The organism is Candidatus Uabimicrobium helgolandensis (genome assembly GCF_041508025.1).
GTDB classification, from domain to species: Bacteria; Planctomycetota; Uabimicrobiia; order Uabimicrobiales; family Uabimicrobiaceae; genus Uabimicrobium; species Uabimicrobium helgolandensis.
Genome location: NZ_CP165719.1, coordinates 3,334,082 through 3,352,897 on the forward strand (window position 1 = coordinate 3,334,082; position 18,816 = coordinate 3,352,897).

Annotated in this window: 16 protein-coding genes; 9 read left to right on the forward strand and 7 right to left on the reverse strand. The window is 36.3% G+C overall.

Annotated features, from left to right (window positions below):
* Positions 1-23 precede the first annotated feature (23 nt).
* The gene (locus UABHE_RS12210) at positions 24-1,577 is read left to right on the forward strand and encodes a glycosyltransferase family 39 protein (protein ID WP_372370585.1); all 1,554 of its coding nucleotides are present in this window, start codon (positions 24-26) and stop codon (positions 1,575-1,577) included.
* A gap of 247 nt (positions 1,578-1,824) precedes the next feature.
* Here UABHE_RS12210 and UABHE_RS12215 read toward each other — a convergent pair whose 3' ends face one another.
* Complete coding sequence (locus tag UABHE_RS12215; RefSeq protein WP_372370586.1) at positions 1,825-2,580, reverse strand: class I SAM-dependent methyltransferase; 756 nt, start codon at positions 2,578-2,580, stop codon at positions 1,825-1,827.
* Between the two features lie 177 nt (positions 2,581-2,757).
* On the opposite strand from UABHE_RS12215, the gene typA reads away from it, so the two are divergent.
* From typA to UABHE_RS12235, 4 genes are all read left to right on the forward strand, one after another.
* A complete protein-coding gene (gene typA / locus UABHE_RS12220) occupies positions 2,758-4,569 on the forward strand; it encodes a translational GTPase TypA (protein ID WP_372370587.1) in 1,812 nt (603 codons plus the stop codon).
* Between the two features lie 86 nt (positions 4,570-4,655).
* Positions 4,656-5,027, forward strand: a complete 372-nt coding sequence (locus UABHE_RS12225) for a hypothetical protein (RefSeq protein ID WP_372370588.1) — start codon at positions 4,656-4,658, stop codon at positions 5,025-5,027.
* A 45-nt stretch (positions 5,028-5,072) separates the two neighbouring features.
* Positions 5,073-5,225, forward strand: coding sequence for a hypothetical protein (locus tag UABHE_RS12230; RefSeq protein ID WP_372370589.1), 153 nt, complete (start codon positions 5,073-5,075; stop codon positions 5,223-5,225).
* Between the two features lie 48 nt (positions 5,226-5,273).
* Entirely contained in the window at positions 5,274-6,812 is a 1,539-nt protein-coding gene (locus UABHE_RS12235; protein WP_372370590.1) for a M4 family metallopeptidase, read from the forward strand.
* A 158-nt stretch (positions 6,813-6,970) separates the two neighbouring features.
* Here UABHE_RS12235 and UABHE_RS12240 read toward each other — a convergent pair whose 3' ends face one another.
* From UABHE_RS12240 to prfB, 4 genes are all read right to left on the reverse strand, one after another.
* Positions 6,971-7,279: a hypothetical protein gene (locus UABHE_RS12240; RefSeq protein ID WP_372370591.1), complete on the reverse strand. Its 309-nt coding sequence runs from the start codon at positions 7,277-7,279 to the stop codon at positions 6,971-6,973.
* Positions 7,269-7,877 (reverse strand): RdgB/HAM1 family non-canonical purine NTP pyrophosphatase, encoded by a 609-nt coding sequence (gene rdgB, locus UABHE_RS12245; RefSeq protein ID WP_372370592.1) that lies wholly within the window; start codon positions 7,875-7,877, stop codon positions 7,269-7,271. The genes UABHE_RS12240 and rdgB overlap by 11 nt, the downstream gene beginning before the upstream one ends.
* Positions 7,878-7,917: 40 nt before the next feature.
* Entirely contained in the window at positions 7,918-8,472 is a 555-nt protein-coding gene (locus UABHE_RS12250; RefSeq protein ID WP_372370593.1) for a hypothetical protein, read from the reverse strand.
* Positions 8,473-8,976: 504 nt separating this feature from the next.
* Positions 8,977-10,075 (reverse strand): peptide chain release factor 2 gene (gene prfB / locus UABHE_RS12255; RefSeq protein ID WP_372370594.1). Its coding sequence is split into 2 segments (ribosomal slippage): positions 8,977-10,005 and positions 10,007-10,075, totalling 1,098 coding nucleotides; the frame shifts between segments, so codons are not numbered across the junction.
* Positions 10,076-10,391: 316 nt separating this feature from the next.
* Here prfB and UABHE_RS12260 point away from each other — a divergent pair.
* Positions 10,392-11,345, forward strand: a complete 954-nt coding sequence (locus UABHE_RS12260; RefSeq protein ID WP_372370596.1) for a hypothetical protein — start codon at positions 10,392-10,394, stop codon at positions 11,343-11,345.
* Between the two features lie 29 nt (positions 11,346-11,374).
* Here the strand turns inward: UABHE_RS12260 and sucD are convergent, their stop codons facing one another.
* Positions 11,375-12,274: a succinate--CoA ligase subunit alpha gene (gene sucD, locus UABHE_RS12265; protein ID WP_372370597.1), complete on the reverse strand. Its 900-nt coding sequence runs from the start codon at positions 12,272-12,274 to the stop codon at positions 11,375-11,377.
* The gene (gene sucC / locus UABHE_RS12270) at positions 12,271-13,446 is read right to left on the reverse strand and encodes an ADP-forming succinate--CoA ligase subunit beta (protein WP_372370598.1); all 1,176 of its coding nucleotides are present in this window, start codon (positions 13,444-13,446) and stop codon (positions 12,271-12,273) included. The genes sucD and sucC overlap by 4 nt, the downstream gene beginning before the upstream one ends.
* 366 nt (positions 13,447-13,812) lie before the next feature.
* On the opposite strand from sucC, the gene UABHE_RS12275 reads away from it, so the two are divergent.
* The 3 genes from UABHE_RS12275 (at position 13,813) to UABHE_RS12285 (ending at position 18,737) form a co-directional block, all read left to right on the forward strand.
* Positions 13,813-16,218, forward strand: coding sequence for a serine/threonine protein kinase (locus UABHE_RS12275; protein ID WP_372370599.1), 2,406 nt, complete (start codon positions 13,813-13,815; stop codon positions 16,216-16,218).
* Positions 16,219-16,227: 9 nt separating this feature from the next.
* A complete protein-coding gene (locus tag UABHE_RS12280) occupies positions 16,228-17,937 on the forward strand; it encodes a bifunctional UDP-sugar hydrolase/5'-nucleotidase (RefSeq protein ID WP_372370600.1) in 1,710 nt (569 codons plus the stop codon).
* Between the two features lie 164 nt (positions 17,938-18,101).
* On the forward strand, positions 18,102-18,737 hold the full coding sequence (locus UABHE_RS12285) for a glutathione S-transferase family protein (protein WP_372370601.1): 636 nt from the start codon (positions 18,102-18,104) through the stop codon (positions 18,735-18,737).
* Positions 18,738-18,816: the final 79 nt, after the last annotated feature.

Here is an 18,816-nt window from a genome sequence, read left to right on the forward strand (position 1 = left end):
AATTTTACAGAAAGTTTGGCGCTATGATAGCAGATACGAAAACGCTTTACAAAAAATTTTTACAATATAGCCCATGTTTTTTTATTGTTTTTATCGCTTTATTTTTACGGTTTTGCGATATAGAACAATCATTGTGGTTAGATGAAGTTTATAGTTTGGAGCGATCAGGCATTACAGGTAAATTAGACTCTACTTGGGACATGATCGTTTATATTGCGCATTCCGATGCACATCCCCCAGGCTATTATTTGCTACTCCGTTTTTGGGCCAGTATATCACAAAATCACTTATGGCTTAAATTGTTATCAATATTTTTAGATATAGCGGGTATTTTGTTTGTATACCTTATTGTTTTGAAAATAACAGACATGAGAAAAGCTTTTCTATGTAGTTTAACACTAGCATGTTCCTATTTCATGATTCATTATAGCCAAGAATTGCGGCATTATAGTTTATCTAATTTTATATCTATTTTTTCCACATGGTGCGTACTTCAAGCAGTGATAACAAAAAAAATACGTTATTTTTATATGTACCTTATTGCGACTACTTTGGGTTTTTACACCTACTACTACTTAGCATTCTTATTTGCGACACATGGAACTATGCTGTTGTTTTATGGTGGGAATGACCAAAACTTATTACATAATCTTCGCAGCTCACCAAGAAAAGCAACAAATATTTATCAACAGATTACTTATCAAGTAAATTTTGCGCGTTGGGTAAAAAGCCAACTTGTTGCAACACTATTGTTTTTTCCATGGCTATACTATGTTCTTCCTATACGTTTGTCATTATTCGGAAGTGCCTCTGTAGAAAAGCGCGGAAGCATATCTTTAGATAATTTGTACGAACTACTGCAAAACTTTTTTGTCGGAGAAAGTCACTTAGGCCATTATGCGTTTGCTGTAATTTTATTGTTATTTATTACAAACATACTGTTGTTTAGCAACAAAAAATTATTATGGCTATACACATTAGTTTTATTGCCGGTATGCATTGTTTTTGTATTTCCGTTCAAAGGGCATATATTTCAAAGTAAACATCTTCTTTATACATTTCCTTTGTTAGTAAGCATAATCGCTATATCTACAAAAAGCATAAAGGCTTTAATTCTTTTTTTATGTACAATTATTGTTTGTAATCTCTATATTTTCTCTTGCGAACATCACCAACAAAAACAACTTTGGCATTCAGCTATAAGTGAGATGTACCAAGATGTAAAACGCGGCGATGTTTTATGCTTTAATCCCTATTACTTAGAAGTTCCAGGCATGTATTATTATAAAAAATCTGGGCCAATACGAGGAAAAGAGATTGTGCCTGCTTTTGTATACCTTTCTGAGCAAACAACAATACCGCGTAGTTTAAAACCTTACATCTATTTTGAAAAGCAACATTTACAAAGGGTCAAAAATCGTAATTTATGGCTTGTTGAAGTTGTCAATTGCTACTCTACTCCACGAAGTTACGCATTTTTTACTTGGTGTGAACAGCTTTTTGAACGCGTTGAGCAAAGATCATACCCTGGAAGTTTTGGAACCATTGTTATTCGAAAATATAAGCCTCGAAAATAAAAAGTAAACGGAGTTTAGTTTAAGAGACTCCTAAAACCTTCTAAAGACAAGGAAACGGATGCAAAGCATTTGGCAGGAAAGGGAGTATGGGAATATCCAAAACATTCTCAAAAAATTCGGATAATGAGATGCGATAATTGATTCAACTGTAATCAAAACACATCAGCATAATACAAGAGCAGTAAAAAGATCAAAACCAAGGAGTAGGAAAAAGTAGCGGAGGGCCTAGCTTGAATAACGACATCCCCTAATCTTTAGTAGCAACAATTTGAATTTCAATACACATACACGGAATTATTTTTCCTAAAGATCGATTAAAACGCCACCACCAACGATAAGACTCTAATTTTCGTAAAATACCACCTGACACAATGCGAAAACCTCTTTTTTGATGTATGCGCCATTTTCCTGTTTTGTTGAGCAATTTAGTAAAAGTAAAAAGGGAAAAAGCCTGTACATGCGAACGTTGTTTTTTTTGGCAAAATATTTTATCAAAAACAGGAACAGCATATTTTCGTAAGAAGTGTACTCCATAAGGAAAACTGGGAACACCAATAATTGCCATTCCACTTTTTTTCAAAATGCGATTGATTTCTGTGGCAAGAAGTTCTGGGTTATGCAGATGTTCCATAACTTGTTCACAAATAACTATATCATAACTATTTTCAGGAATGATTTCTAAACCTTCGGTTTCGAAGTTTGCGGTGTATAATAAACGCTTTTCTTTTTTATATACACGTTCTTGCCCTTTGGGAAAAAGATCGATAAGATCACAACGAACATTTTTAGCACTAGGATAGGCTTCTATATGTCGTAAAATGCGTCCTTCATCACCGCCAACATCAAGAATCTTTATTTGTGGACTATTGTCATGATTTTGTTTAATGAAAAAATTGACCGTTTCTCCTATTGCTTGATAGCGCGCTAATCTTAATCTATAAGGGACCCCTTTGGTCTCTTCTCTAGAAAAAGTAAGGATTTCCTGCTTCTTAGAGGTTTTCATTTTTTTTTCCAAGTGTTATTCAAAATGATTTGCAATATTATCGTAAAATTTTACTTGTGCTTGGATATAAATCAAATAAAAAAGTTGCTTTTTAAAATAAAAAATGTATTCTTCTAGGCATACCAGGTGTGCCTGGAAACACAGAAATTTAGAAATTAGAACGATTAGGAAATACTTATGGATCAGACGAAAATTCGCAATATTGCTATTATTGCTCATGTCGATCACGGAAAAACAACGCTTGTTGATGAGCTATTTAAACAAAGTGGAATGTTTAGACAAAATCAAGTAGTGGCAGAACGTCTTATGGACTCTATGGATTTAGAGAAAGAAAGAGGAATTACAATTTCCTCTAAAAACGGTTCTTTTCACTATCGTGATCATCTTGTAAATATTATAGATACTCCTGGACACGCTGATTTTGGTGGACAAGTTGAGCGGGTATTGCAAATGGCTGACGGGGCACTTTTGCTAGTAGACGCAGCAGAAGGACCAATGCCGCAAACGTATTTCGTCTTAAAAAAAGCTTTAGCAGCAAAACTTCCAATAATTGTTGTTGTGAATAAAATCGATAAACCTGCAGCACGTCCAGACTGGGCGATAGATGAAGTTTTTGATTTGTTTGTCAAATTAGAAGCCCCTGATGATGTACTAGACTTTCCTATTTGCTATGCTTCGGCAAAAAATGGTTTTGCAACTCTTGACTACAATGAGCCAAGTGAGAATATGACTCCTTTGATGGATTTCGTTATAGATAAGGTTCCACCTCCCAAAGGAGATCCAAAAGCATCACTTCAACTACTGGTTAGTTCTATCAGTTACTCTTCTTATCTTGGACGCTTAGGTATCGGTAAAATAACATCGGGAACACTCAATATCAACGACCAAATTGTCGTTATGCGCGACGGTGAAACTCCAAAGCCAGCAAGGATAACAAATTTATATAATTTTGTTGGCAACAAAAAAGAAGATGTTCAAAGTGCAAGTGTCGGAGAAATAGTTGCTGTCGCTGGAATGGACACCATTACTGTAGGCATGACGTATACAGATGCTCAAAATCCAATGCCACTTCGCGCTGTAGATTTAGATCCTCCTACAATTTCAATGACATTTATGGCCAACGATTCTCCTTTTCACGCACAAGAAGGAAAATTTGTCACTTCGCGACAACTGCGTGAAAGGCTTCATCGCGAAATTCTTTCTGACGTGGCTTTAGTTGTACAAGACTTAGAACAATCAACAGGCTATAAAGTATCAGGAAGAGGGGAACTACACTTATCTATTCTCATTGAGAAAATGCGTCGCGAAGGATATGAATTTCAAGTGACACGTCCTCAGGTAATTTTTAAAACGATTGATGGCAAGAGAAAAGAACCATACGAAGAGCTTACTATTGATGTAGATGAAGAGTTTTCTGGAAATGTAATTGCCAATCTTGGAAACCGTAAAGGAATGTTACTCGAAATGAGTACCAATAATGGTTTAACTCGATTAAAATATAAAATTCCTACACGTGGTTTACTTGGTTTTCGCGGTGAATTAATGACCGAAACTAAGGGAACAGGAGTAATGAATTACATTTTTGCAGAATATGGCGATTATGTTGGAGAGATGAAAAATCGCAAACGTGGAACTCTTCTTTCTGCAGAGCAGTGCAGAGCCACATCTTACGCTATTTCATCATTACAAGATCGCGGCCGATTCTTTATTAAACCAGGGGATAATGTGTACGAAGGACAAATTGTTGGTGAACACTCTCGCGACAATGATCTAGTTGTTAACCCTGGCAAAGGAAAAAAATTAACAAACGTCCGTGCTTCTGGTACAGATGATGCATCGGTTGTCGAACCTCCTGTAAAAATGGAGTTGGAACGCTGTATATCTTTTATAAATGACGATGAAATGATAGAAATTACTCCTGAAAGCATTCGTCTGCGCAAAATCTTACTCAAAGAAAATGAACGACGCAGATCAAAAAAGATGGCTTAACAAATAAAATATTTGTATAATTTATTAGGCACGTCCCTAAAAGTGCAAGTTTGTCACTTAGAAACGGAACTATAAGGAGTACAAAAATGGCAAAATATGTATATATATTGATTGCTGCTCTTGCTTTTGTTGGATGCCATCAACGTTATCAATTTGAAAATGTTGGCACAACTGCAGCTGTTCCTGTTGTAAATACACAGAAAAAAGCTGCACAAACTGCTCCTTCTAAGAAAGAAGTAGAAAAACAAGTCGCTTTAGCCGAAAAGAAAATGACTAAGGTTGTCAAAGCAAAAGCTTCTTCAATAGATGATATGGGAACACAAGATAGTGATTGGGTAGACGTTGTTACTACTGAGACAAAACAACCGCAGGTTCAAGAACCAAAAACAACGCGAAAAATGCCTTACTATTTAACACCTGAATATCAAAATAGTATAAAGAGCTATCGTTCAAAGTAAAGTGTTACATTTTGAAACACATTGTAACGCATAGGTGCGAAAGTATTGCACAATACTTTACTTGCAATAAAAAAACAAAAAGCTGTAAGCCCTGCCAACAATGGACTTACAGCTTTTTTATTAGAAGTTCCTATAAAGAATGGCACGCATTTTGTACTAAAGAAACTAAGAAAAGAGGTTTTAAAGCGTTTACTTTAGAACTTCCGCGTATTTCGAAATCACGTGTAAGAAAGGGTACACATACTCATGAGTAACAAATTAATTGTACTATTTACAATCTTAACAGTTGCAATGTCTTGGACAATGGCAGCTGATATAGTTGACTTAACTCAGGCTGAAGCTCAACTAGAACAAATGAAACAAATGAGAGCTTCTTCTCATGAAGCAATGCTACAAAGCGCTTTCGGCATGAGCCCAGAGATGTCTTTAGAGCTTGTACGTAAAACATCTGATCGTTCTGGTCAAACTCACCACCGTTACAAAATGCTTCACAATGGAGTTCCTGTATGGGGACAACAAGTTGTGATCACAGAAGCTGGCCGCGGAGTTGTAAGACTTCATGGTAATCTTGTAACTGGTATCGAAACTGACATGAACACACGCGTTAAGCCTTCTTTCGATGCTGCTACAGCTCTTGAAATGATGAAAAACGCTCAAAGAAGTAGCTCTAATGTAAGAAATGCTAGCTGGAAATATGAAAACGAAACAAGCGAAATGGTTGTTTACGTTGACGAAGCTGATTCTAAAGCTAAACTAAGCTACGCTGTTTCTTTCTTCGCTGATGTTGAAAACGGTGGCGCACCTACTCGTCCTTATTACCTTGTAGATGCTACTGATAAAGACAATGTTCTTCTTCAATTCGAAGGTTTAACAACTGACAGAATTGGTAAAGGTCCTGGCGGAAACAACAAAACTGGCCAAATTCAGTACGATCCTAATTCTAAATTTGGTGCAATGGACGTTCAATTTGCTAACGGTCGTTCTACTATGACCAACAAAGACGTTAAAACAGTTGATATGAAAAATTCATCTTGGGGTGGCAATACACACTCTTTCGATGGTACAACAAACACACACAAGTCTATCAATGGTGCTTTCTGCCCACTAAACGACGCTCACTATTTTGGTGGTGTTGTTTTCAATATGTACAAAGAGTGGTACAACACAGCTCCTTTGACATTCCAACTAACAATGCGCGTTCACTATAGCTCTAACTACGAAAACGCTTTCTGGAATGGTACTTCTATGACTTTCGGTGACGGACGTAACAGATTCTATCCTTTAGTTTCTCTTGACGTATCTGCTCACGAAGTAAGTCATGGTGTTACAGAGCAAAATTCTGGTCTAGTTTACAGAAACCAATCTGGTGGAATCAACGAAGCATTCTCTGACATTGCTGGTGAAGCTTCTGAGTATTTCATGAATGGAAGTAACGATTGGCAAGTTGGCGCAGATATCTTCAAATCTGCAGGTGCTCTACGTTACATGGACAATCCTCCAAAAGATGGTCGTTCTATCGGACACGCTAGTGACTACCGTAACGGTATGGATGTACACTACAGCAGTGGTGTATTCAACAAAGCTTTCTACTTACTTGCTACCGACAAAGGTTGGGGAACACGTAAGGCATTCGATATCTTCATGAAAGCTAACCAAAACTACTGGACTCCAAGTACAAACTACGCACAAGGTGCTAAAGGTTGTATGGACGCAGCTCGTGACCTAGGTTACTCTGTTGCAGACGTTCAAGCAGTTTTCGCAGCAGTAGGTGTATCTGCTGAGTAGTCATAACTACTAGTAACAAAGCCTGAATATAAGATCCCTTCACATTATTTGTGAGGGGATTTTTTTTTGAAAAAATAGAACTTCGTAAAAGTAGCTTTGCAAAAAATAACTACACGAATATACTTTTCGCTATTGGCGATACGTAAACATCCTGGTTATTAATAAATCTCTCTTACAGATGTGCCTCGTTTGTGGATTGTCCAAGCGTATTTTTTTTGGCGCCAGTAAACTTTCACTTTAAATTCATAAACAACAAAGTGAAGAGTTTGCCAACTTTCACAAGCCCCGCGGTATCGCTTAAAAAAAGAAATACCTAAAAATGAAATACCGCGGATAGGATCGCTTTGATAATCTTGAGTTCTTATGTGTGCTAAAACTTGTTTTTTAGCACACATATATCCACACAAAAACCAACAGAACAACACAATAATACAAACTATTGAGATAAGTAGTTTTTTATGCTTCATAACAACTTTCTGCAAGTATTTTCTCAAATTTCTTTAACGCTTGGGCACGATGACTTATGGTATTTTTTATTTCTCCCAATTCAGCGAAAGTTTTATTGTACTCTGGCACAAAAAATAACGGATCGTAACCAAAACCACCTATTCCGCGAAAATCGCTTAGTATAGTGCCTGGACACTCTCCACGAACGGTAATCACCGCCTTCTCGTTAATTGCCATAACAATGACACACACAAACCTTGCCGTGCGTTTTTCTTGAGGGACTTTTTGCATCTGCTCTAATAGCTTTTTATTGTTTTCGCGAGATTGATTTTCTCCGTGTTCTCCCGACCAGCGACCAGAATAGATACCAGGTTCTCCTCCAAGTGCATCTACTTCTAAACCGGAGTCATCGGCAATAGAAGGTAATCCGCTAAATTGGCTGAAGGCAATTGCTTTTTTTGCAGCATTTTCTTCGTAAGTATTTCCATCTTCAATAACTTCTGGCAATATAATATCCAATTCTTTTGCAGTAATAATATTATAAGAAGTTTTTTGGAGTAGATTTTGTAATTCATATAGTTTTTTTTTGTTGCCACTGCCAAGTAGTATTTTATCCATTACTTCCTCTGTTTTGTCATTGGATTTGCGTCAATATGACCTACTTTAAGTAAAAAATCCCACTCATTTTTTTAGCCATTTTAAAACGCGTTTTTTTGTGACTCTTTTTTGCGGGCTTATAAAAATAAAACGCTAAAAGTTCTGTGCTTCCTAGGTAATCGATAGGAGGTGGTTCGAAAGGATCTTCAATAATATTGCGATAACTTCGCGGATAAACTATCAATAAAAAAGTAATAAGTAGTTTTTTTTGCGGAGTTTCTCGTTTCGCTTTTTTGGGTTTTTGCGGCTTCTTACTTGTTATTTTCATTGAAAATGGCGGATGGCATTTTAGAGCCTTTATTTCTTTTTTAGGTAGTACATTCTCTATTTTTACTTGTTGAATTACCCAATCTTTATCCAAATGTTTACGAGTTTTTTTTACAATCTCCAATTTTTGCTTTGGCGGAATCCATGTTGGAGGAATTTGCGTATAGAATTTCTTACGGTAAACATCCGAAATTACTTGCGAACGCGCAAACGAAAAACATACCACTAGAAGAGACAGCAATATGATTTTAGGCCTTATTATCAAATAAACGGATTGAAAAATATCCATAGAAGTGTAACCTAAGAAGCGAATGCCATAATATATCCTTTTGTTGTTTTCCATTTTACAAAGCGTAATATGTGAACATATTCAGTTACGACTTGTACTAGTAGAAAGTTTGCCATTTTTTACGTTCCCGAACCCGATCCCTTATAAATACAACGTAATCTAAGTATGTTTATGTTAACAATAGTGTAAAAAACATAATTGTATGTATCAAATATTAGTAACATTCAAGATGTATTTTCAATTTCTTGGTGTAAGTTCGTACTTATGTTTACTTGTTTAGTTAGTTAAATTCCGGAATCGAGTTCAAGATCGTATTTTTATTTCAACTAGCACAAGTTATTAGTAATTGATAAATCTATCTAATTTTATTTTGCAACAGGTTCTGATTTAAGGACAATAAACTAAGTAAATTTATTCAAAAAAAATTCAAAAAATGGAAATAACAACTGCATATTTTAAATTTCGTTTCGATAAGGCACGACGATGTCGCGCCGTTAAATTTAATTACGATTGCAGTAAGTAACCCTCGATAAAATCATCTAAATCGCCATCCAAAACTCCTTGAGCATTACCTTTCTCAACGCTTGTACGATGATCCTTTACCAAAGTGTAAGGATGTAAACAGTAAGAACGAATCTGATTACTCCAGCCAGCTATTTTTTTCTGACCGTACTGTTCATCAAAAGCTTCGCGTTGTTCATCCATTTGTTTTTGATATATTCGTGCTTGCAAAATTTTGAAGGCCGTCGCTTTATTTTTGTGTTGCGATCGCTCATTTTGACAAGAAACAACCATTCCCGTTGGCAGGTGAGTAATACGCACTGCGGAGTCGGTAACATTAACGTGCTGTCCTCCTGCTCCTGATGCACGGTAAGTATCTATTTTTAGATCTCTTTTTTCATCAATCTCAATAGGAGGTGGAGTTTCAAATTCTGGCGTCACCATCACTGAAGCAAAAGAAGTTTGTCGTTTGCCATTAGCATTAAATGGAGATATACGAACTAAACGATGAATACCGGTTTCTGATTTTAGATATCCGTAGGCAAAAACGCCTTTAATGTGTATCGTCACACTTTTTATACCAGCTTCTTCTTCTGGATCGATCTCTACTATTTGATGAGAGAAATCTTTATTATTTGCAAAACGCAGATACATTCGCAAAAGCATATTCGCCCAATCACAAGCGTCAGTACCACCTACACCAGCTTGCACAGATAGAAAAACATTGTTTTTGTCTTCTGGATTTGAAAAGATACTACTTAAACGAAGTGATTTCATCTTTTTTTTGCACTTGTTGAGATCCTCTTCAATTTCTTTTAGCACTTCTTCGTCTTGTTCTTCTTCAGCTAATTCATAAAGAGCCTCTATATCAGCGAGTTTTTCTTCCATAGCAATTGCAGGTGTCACGATCTGTTTTGCTTCTTTTAACTGGTCAATAACTTTCTGTCGTTCACCTTCTTGTTTTTGCCAAAAATCCGCTTCGGCCATTTGCTCTTCTAATAATTGCATTTTTTCTATTTGTGCGTTTATGTCAAAGATACACCTTGATAGAATTGTAATCTGTTTTTAATTCTTCTATACTTTGTGTTATAGAAACGTTCATGCGTATTCCTCTCGTACTTTGAAATATTCGAATAGGATAACCTTTAGATTTTAAGCCTATAATTATACAACTGTATCCCACAACGTCAAGGAGTGAATTTCAAACGTTTGTTGACTTCAATCACTATTTTATATAAACTTAAAGTAGAGAATAAGTGGCTTGATAATTTAAAAACCGCTTACTTACGAGTTTCTATTTTTGTGTTTTGGAATCATAAACGAAGTATACATCCTAAAATGCTCTGTAAATCAAAATGATAAAGCACAAAGAATTAGAAATTTATACCATAACATAATATTCCCGTTTAGGATAAAACATGCGTTTTTTTGATTCACTACCAACTAACCAATCGCGTCTACTGACTTTTCGTTGCCCATACCACAAAACAAGACCAAGTGTAAAACACTATCTAACTATTGCTTGGAAGTTTCAAGATCCCAAGCGAGGAGAAGCGGTACAATTATTGTCCGAGAATGTTCAGTATGTAGGAAAACCTTTAGCTCTATTTCCAACGGCTATTGATTCATACAAAAAAGATGTTTTTCCTCTAGGTACGCTGTTTATTACTTGCTCTTGTATGCCGGAAAGAAACGGTAAGATTTGTTATATTAGTACTGATGTTATTGACCCAAATAATATGGCTGCAGGCTCTCCTGCTGAGACAACTAAAATTCGCAAGAGACTCGAAGATGATTTTAAAGTAACGAACCGTCTTTTAATTCAAATATATGATGTTTTAGAAGATATACAAGAAGAACAACGCAAACAAAAAGCCGTTTTACAACAAGTTCTAAGTGATCATGGTAAAATTGCCGAAGAACAAACATGTTTAGAACATCATGTATCTAATATGGCAAAAATATTTGTAAAGTTACCAGCTTATTTAGAAGATCGTTTTTCAGGTGTGAGTGATTTAAGTGTTTACAATGATCTGAAACAACAAACAAAAGCTCTTGAGGGTAGTATAAAAGAAACAAAAAGAACACCGCGACCACAAGTAAAAAAAGTAGAAGAATTTGTGGAGAAGAAGGAAAAGAAAAAAGAAGACAAATATCTCGATTTATTCGGAGATGTGGATTCATCACTAGGTTCTGTTCTCAATGAAAAACCAAAAACACCAGTCGCTAAAAATTCATTTAGTGTAACTCAAGTGCTAAATAAATCCGCATTGGCACGCGAAATTAAAAAGCATCCTCATGCGCAAGACTTAGAGCAAATATTCATGATGGATGAAGATATGCCAAAAAAGAAGAAAAAAGAAGATGAATAAAAGAAGGCGCTTAAAGCGCCTTCTTTCTACTACTTATTAAGTAGATTTTTCATGGTAATACCAATTTCTGCAGGACTTGGTGCGACAACAATGCCATTTGCTTCAAGGCATGCAATTTTTTCTGCCGCTGTTCCTTTTCCACCAGAAATAATAGCACCAGCGTGCCCCATACGTTTACCTGGAGGCGCTGTACGGCCAGCAATAAATCCAACAACTGGCTTAGTAAAATGTTCTTTTACATAGCGAGCTGCTATTTCTTCATTTTCACCACCAATTTCACCGATCATGATGACCCCTTCTGTATCAGGATCTTCATTAAAATCTTTTAATAGGTCAATGAAAACACTTCCGATAATAGGGTCTCCACCAATTCCAATACAAGTTGATTGGCCTAAACCTTCGTTGGTCAATTGCCAAACCGCTTCGTATGTTAGTGTCCCACTACGCGAAATAACACCTATTTTTCCAGGAGTATGAATGTATCCTGGCATAATTCCAATCTTACACTGACCTGGAGTAATAATTCCTGGACAGTTAGGACCGATAAGGCGACATCCTTTTTCCGATACATAACTAGCAGCTTTCGCCATATCAATAGTTGGAATTCCTTCAGTAATACATATAATTAAAGGAATCCCTGCATCTGCAGCTTCCATAATTGCATCCGCAGCTCCAGGAGCTGGAACATAAATCATGGTAACATCAGGTTTTACAGAAGCAACAGCTTCGCTAACAGTATTAAATAATGGAAGAGGATCGTATTCTTTACCATCTCCTGCATCTACAGGAGCTGTGGTTCCGCCTTTGCCAGGCTTTACACCTCCTACAACTTTTGTTCCATAAGCAATACACTGCGAAGTATGAAATAGACCAGCACGTCCTACACCCTGACACAAAATTCTTGAATCGCTTCCTACGAGTATACTCATGAGCTTGCTCCTTGTCCTTTAGCCGCTTCTACAACTTTATTTGCAGCTTCTAACATGCCTGTCGCGGTAATAATCGGTAAATCTGAATCTGCAAATATCTGTCGTCCTCTTTCGACATTCGTTCCTTCTAAACGAACAACTAGAGGCACGCTAAGTTCTACAACTTTTACAGCTTCGATAATTCCTTGTGCTACGACATCGCACTGAACAATACCACCAAATATGTTCACAAGAACAGCATTAACATTTGGGTCTGATAGTATGATTTTAAAAGCTTCCGTTACGCGTTTTTCACTAACTCCGCCTCCTACATCGAGGAAGTTAGCTGGTTCCGCTCCAGCTTGTTTAATAATATCCATTGTTGCCATGGCCAAACCTGCACCATTTACCATACAACCAATATTACCTTCCAGCTTTACGTAAGAAAGATGTAATTCAGCTGCTTTGAGTTCTGTTTCATCTTCTTGGGTTTTATCATGTAACTCAGAGTACATTGGATGGCGAAAAGAAGCGTTATCGTCAAAAGTAATCTTCGCATCCAAAGCTAAAACTTCACCTGTCTTAGTAGTGATAAGAGGATTGATTTCCATCAAAGAACAGTCTGTTTCCAAAAATGCTTTTGCTAAGCCTTGCATAATTTGACAAACAACACTTAGTTGATCTTTACCAAAACCTAAACTAAATGCTAGTCGGCGCGCTTGAAAATCTAATAATCCTAATCCTGGATCAACAGGCTCTTTTAAAATTTTCTCAGGAGTGTTTGCAGCAACTTCTTCAATTTCCACACCACCTTCAGTCGAAGCCATTATCACAGGGCCAAGAGCGCGGTCAACAACCATGCCAACATAGTATTCCTTTTCTATATCAGCTCCTGGGCAAACGAGAAGTTTATGAACAGGAACACCTTCGGCTGTTGTTTGCGGTGTTATAAGTGGCTTCGATAAAATAACTTCAGCCACTTCTTTTGCTTCTTGTGCAGAGCGTACAAGCTTTACTCCACCACCTTTACCTCGTCCACCTGCATGGACTTGAGCTTTGACAACGGCAAGTTCTGATCCTAGTTTGCCGTAGGCATCAGCAGCTTCGTCGCCATTTGCAACAACAACGCCCTGTTGAACAGGAACATTGAATTTTGCAAGGATTTCTTTGGCTTGATATTCATGAATATTCATATATTTATTTTGTTACGTCTCACAATAAGTGAACGAGTAAAATTCATTACCTAGCAAAATCTGTAAATTTATTTTTATAATAAGGATAATAAAGGTGTAAAACCTAAGCTTTATAACAGAGAAGCAACAAAGCCTAAAAAATAAAAGAGTACATCGCAAGCAGGTAAGTTTTTTGACTGGTCACTCGGTTTGATTATTTTATGAAGCGCAACAACCTTTCGAGAATCAACTACTTTAATTACCGAGTACAGGATTTCAAAAAATATAAAATTTCATTGTGAAAAAACTTTATTTTTCATACAATCTCGAAAGATTGTAGTCTGTTTTTGTTTTTTTGTCAAACACCTTCTAAAAAGGCATATAACTATGGCAGATAAGCACCCCATGATAGGTCGAGTTTTAGCAGATGACTATAAAATAGTATCTTTTCTCGGACGAGGAGGCATGGGGTCTGTATTTAGCGCTCAACAACTATCTTTAAATCGTCAAGTAGCAATCAAGCTATTTCCTACTTGCGACATGACCACCGCTGAATTGCAGAGATTTGAAAGAGAAATTGCCACAATGGCGACTATCTCACATGCGAACATTGTTACGGTTTATCACCGGGACAAATTTGGCGATCCCCCCACTCTATTTTATGCAATGGAGCTGATGGAAGGAGGGTCACTCCGAGGTTATCTAAATCAAAATGGTAAAATGCTTCCCAATACGGTTTTACGTCTCTCTCGTCCCGTTGCTGAAGGGTTATTTTATGCACACCAAAAAGGCTGCATTCACCGTGATATTAAACCTGATAATTTATTGTTTGATCGCAACTACCGCAATTTAAAAGTCGCAGATTTTGGAATTGTAAAACGCAACTCAGATGCAAGCATCACTAAATCGCAGACAATGGTTGGAACTTTTGTATATGCCTCTCCGGAACAAATGCACTGGTATGAAACAGAGGAAGACATCGATGCATTAGAACTAGATGCTCGTGCTGATCAGTACGCGCTAGGAGTTGTGATGTATGAAATGATATGTGGAGGACCACCATACCAAGCGAAAAACATGGTGAGCCTTATGAAATCTCTAAATGCTCCTCCCATACCCTTGTCAGAACGTATTGATTCGATCAGTCCAAGCCTTAACTGGTTAATTTCAACGATGATTTCAAAATCACGCGATGAGAGGTTTTCTTCTGATGAAGAACTTTTAGCTGCAATGGACAGTGTTGAACTAGAAGTTGCGGCTTCCGTTTCTGCACGCGTTTTTATCCCAGAGCGACCAAAGAAACAGTCTATTGGTGCTACAGCATCGAAAAAAGATCTTTCTGATACAGAAAAACAATTTATTCAAAATCTACAAACAGTGACAAACGATTCTTCAAATGAAGCAATTCGCAAGTATAAAAAAATACTTATTGTATCTGTAGCTATTTTAGCATCGCTCGTTGCAATTATCAGTCTCTACGAATTATTTTTACACAATAAAATTATAAAGAGAAATGTTCCTATAGCCACGAACATACAGTATGATGTTAAACCACCACAAGGCTTTCCACAACCAAGTATAGAATTTATACCTTATAGCAATACCTCTGAAAAAATAATTGTATCCAATCAAGTAGAAATAAAGCCTGGAAATTACACTGTTTTAGTAAACCTACCTGGGTATTCGTGTTTACAAAATAAATCAACAATTACCGTTCCTGAAGATCAAAACACTTTACTACTTAATATTAATTTTGTGGCAAATATGCGCAATGTGATTATACAAATAGTCGATATCGCAACAAAACAAAATGTCATTCCTGCTTCACTACATATTAATGGTAAAAAAGTAGATAAAGAGTATGCTATTAAACCAGGGCTGCACAATATAGATATATATTTTAATAGTCACGAAGAAATTCACAAGAGTATGACTATCTTACCCGGAAATAAACCTGTACAATTTGAATTTTATTTGCGCCCTTTACGTGAGATTATTGTTAATTTAGATACAGTAGTAAAAAAAGTAGACGGAAGTTATTATCCCGTTGAAATTTGGATAGATGGTGAACCTTTAGATAAAAAATATTACAGACATGACGTAAAAAAAGGACGCCTGCACTGTTTTTTAAAAGTACCATCTCATGTGAAAAATATTATGCTCCAAAGTGGTTATTTTTATCAAAAAGTAAGCATTAAAGAAATTTTCTTGTTGAATGATTTACCTAATATAAATATTGACCGCCTGCTACAACATTTGGCTCTTATTGTTAAACGCAAAGATGTGGCTCAGTTTACTCAAAGTTTGCTAAAAAACGATTTGGGCAAAATACAGAGTTTGCCTAAAGATAAGAAAGAAACACTATATAAGTTTTTAGTGTCTCTCCTTCAAGGAGAGAATCCCAATTTAGGAGACCCTAGTTGGAAATTAAGATTTTCTTTGAACAAGAAAGAACATTTAGAAGCTCAGAAATTTAGTGCTTTGTTACAAATAATTGATTTTGAAAAAAGTTTGCAAGCATGGGAAAGTTTTTACAAAAAAAGCCGTAAAGGAATTTTTGCTAGTAAAGCGCTCGAAAAAATAGATTACTACAAAAAAGTAATTAACTACCGCAAAATTCTTCAAAAAAGTACTAAAGACTGTTATTTAAGCCTGAGTGAAAAAAGAACTATTGTAAATTTGCGAAGTAAAATAACAAAAACGGATGTAGGAAAAATACACTTCGCAATAAAAAAATATTTAATTCAATTCAATTGCGGTGAAAGTTTAGAACAAATGTTAAATGAAAAGTGAGGTATCAAAATGTATATTTACTTGCCTATTCTACTCGTGCTTCTTGCCTTTGGATGCACAACCAACCAAACACCAACCCCTAACCACACAAAACCACAACATTCCAACACCGAATTATCTACCGCTGTTGAGTCCAATAATACTAACGAAACCGACAAGAATCATTCACAAAACAATGAACAAGCGCAAAATGAACAAAATATTTCACACATAGAGTCCGTTTCCCAAAATACAGAAGTAAATTCTCAAGCAAACATAAATATATCGGAAAACAATTTAAACGAGATAGTCATTGAAAATCTGATTCATGCCGAAACTCCTCAAAAAGATATTAAAATTTTGCATTTTTCTTCGTGGGAAGCGAGTTTACTTCCACAAATGCTCAGCGGAAAAAAACTAGGTGGGTTTGCTTATTTAACCCAAGCGATTAAAAACATCGAGCAATCTTCACAAGTAATTCTATGTACAACAGGAAACTTTTTTCGCGGTGATACGACAGACAGAAGGCCAGTTGTAAAAGCACTAAACATGATGGGACTTAGTGTTTGTAATATCAGTAACCTAGAACTGAATTATGGCCCTGAAGATTTACAAGACAAACTTGAAGAAGCAAATTTTACGACGTTATGCGCCAATGTATACCAAGAAAATAAACGATTATTCCCAGCCTACACTATTGTCAATAAAAATAACAAAAAAATTGCTTTCATAGGTATAATGTCGCGAGAAGCAGCAGTACAATCTATTCCCCAAGCTATTGAAAATTTAGTTTTTCGCAAACCGATAAATGAGCTGCAAAAAATACTTCCCAATATAAAAACACAAGCCGATTTTGTTGTTGTAATTAGCAATTTGCGCCACAGCGAAGACATTGAAATAGCTAGAAAATTTTCTTCCATAAATTTAATTGTAGGTCGCTACGACGTAGACATGAGAAATTTATCTGATAAAGTAAACAACACTTTAATTGTGCGAACCAATAAAAAACAGGGTGTTCAACTTGGAGAAGTAACGCTTAGTGGAGATTTCACTCCTAAGTTCCATGATATCGGACCAGATTCCAATGAATTCAATAACGCAGATCCACAAAGTAATATTTTAATTAATGAGTGGCAAAATTTAGAAAAAATTAGAAGCGAAATTTTATGTAAATCATTAGTATATCTCGACGGAGAATACTCTCAGGTACGACAAAGAGAAACAGAGCTAGGGAATTTACTTGCCGACGTTATTCTAGCGACGCGCAGCGAAGCCGATGTCGCAATAATTAACAGCGGAGCAATTAGAGCATCAATTGCAAAAGGCGATGTAACATACGGAGGAATTTTAGATACTCTACCATACAAAAACAAAATAGTGGGAATTGAAGTAACAGGAAAAACATTAAAAGAAGTACTTGAAAATGCTGTAGCTCGCTACGAAGCTATTTCTGGTTCGTTTTTACAAGTAGGTGGTATGTCTTTTAGTTTTTCCCAAAGCGAACCGATGTTCTCACGCATTTCTAATGTTAAAATCCAAGGCGAACCACTTACACCAAATAAATTATATAAGATTCTTACCCTAGACTATATCGCCTCTGGAGGAGATGATTACATTATGTTAAAAGATATAAAACCATACTACACTTCAGAACAAGGTTTGCCCGATATTATAGCAAATTACTTACGCGGTAAAAATAAAATAGACCCACGTTTAGAACAACGTATTGTCAAGAAATAACTCCTTCCATTATTAAATCTAAAGCAGGGCGTGTAGCACGCCCTGATCAAATAACCCAATCATTTACCGTATAAAAACCGTAAATCGAATTGACAACATCCTTCCTATTTGTTACAACTATTGTTTCTTATAATTCTTTATTTTCAATTAGATGGATAACAAAAATGACAATTAAAATTTACTTTTTTGGTCCGATGGATCGTAGTGGTAGAGTACGTTGGTTATTAGAGGAAATGGGCATGGCTTACGAAGATCATCGCCTAGACTATCAAAAACAAGAACACAAAAGTGAAGAATATCTAAAAATAAATCCCCTTGGAGCAATTCCTGCAATAGAGGAAAACGGAGAAATCCTTACGGAATCTGGAGGAATTTGTGCTTATCTTGCAGATAAACACAGAGACAAAGAAATGTCGCCAAGTATCGATTCTCCTCTACGTGGTAAATACATGCAGTGGATGTTTATGATTCCAGCAAGCATAGAGCCATATATGGTAGAATGTTTTCGTGCCTCACAACTTCCAGAAGAAGAACGTAACAAAGTAATGGCTGAAGCTGTTACTAAATTTGAGCCTGTTTTAAACATGATTACAGATAAACTTGGTGACAACGAATATATGATAGGCAATAAGTTTTCGGCAGTGGATATTATGCTTGCTTCCACTTTACATTGGGCTAACAACTTTGAGCTTCTTCAAAATAAACCAACTTTGGATAGTTACATCGAGAGGTTAAAATCAAGAGAAGCGGCAGTAAAAGTAGGTGCTTTTCTACCGATTACTCCTCCGAAAGAAGACTAATCATTTGTTATTGGGCGGTTTTACGCCGCCCAATTTACGCCTGTTCCAAAAAGCTTTCCTATTTTTCTACGAAGTAATG

Coding starts and splice junctions, on each gene's coding strand:
- UABHE_RS12210 (WP_372370585.1), top strand. CDS start 24: ATGATAGCAGATACGAAAACGCTTTACAAAAAATTTTTACAATATAGC.
- UABHE_RS12215 (WP_372370586.1), bottom strand. CDS start 2,580: ATGAAAACCTCTAAGAAGCAGGAAATCCTTACTTTTTCTAGAGAAGAG.
- typA (WP_372370587.1), top strand. CDS start 2,758: ATGGATCAGACGAAAATTCGCAATATTGCTATTATTGCTCATGTCGAT.
- UABHE_RS12225 (WP_372370588.1), top strand. CDS start 4,656: ATGGCAAAATATGTATATATATTGATTGCTGCTCTTGCTTTTGTTGGA.
- UABHE_RS12235 (WP_372370590.1), top strand. CDS start 5,274: ATGAGTAACAAATTAATTGTACTATTTACAATCTTAACAGTTGCAATG.
- UABHE_RS12240 (WP_372370591.1), bottom strand. CDS start 7,279: ATGAAGCATAAAAAACTACTTATCTCAATAGTTTGTATTATTGTGTTG.
- rdgB (WP_372370592.1), bottom strand. CDS start 7,877: ATGGATAAAATACTACTTGGCAGTGGCAACAAAAAAAAACTATATGAA.
- UABHE_RS12250 (WP_372370593.1), bottom strand. CDS start 8,472: ATGGATATTTTTCAATCCGTTTATTTGATAATAAGGCCTAAAATCATA.
- UABHE_RS12260 (WP_372370596.1), top strand. CDS start 10,392: ATGCGTTTTTTTGATTCACTACCAACTAACCAATCGCGTCTACTGACT.
- sucD (WP_372370597.1), bottom strand. CDS start 12,274: ATGAGTATACTCGTAGGAAGCGATTCAAGAATTTTGTGTCAGGGTGTA.
- sucC (WP_372370598.1), bottom strand. CDS start 13,446: ATGAATATTCATGAATATCAAGCCAAAGAAATCCTTGCAAAATTCAAT.
- UABHE_RS12275 (WP_372370599.1), top strand. CDS start 13,813: ATGGCAGATAAGCACCCCATGATAGGTCGAGTTTTAGCAGATGACTAT.
- UABHE_RS12280 (WP_372370600.1), top strand. CDS start 16,228: ATGTATATTTACTTGCCTATTCTACTCGTGCTTCTTGCCTTTGGATGC.
- UABHE_RS12285 (WP_372370601.1), top strand. CDS start 18,102: ATGACAATTAAAATTTACTTTTTTGGTCCGATGGATCGTAGTGGTAGA.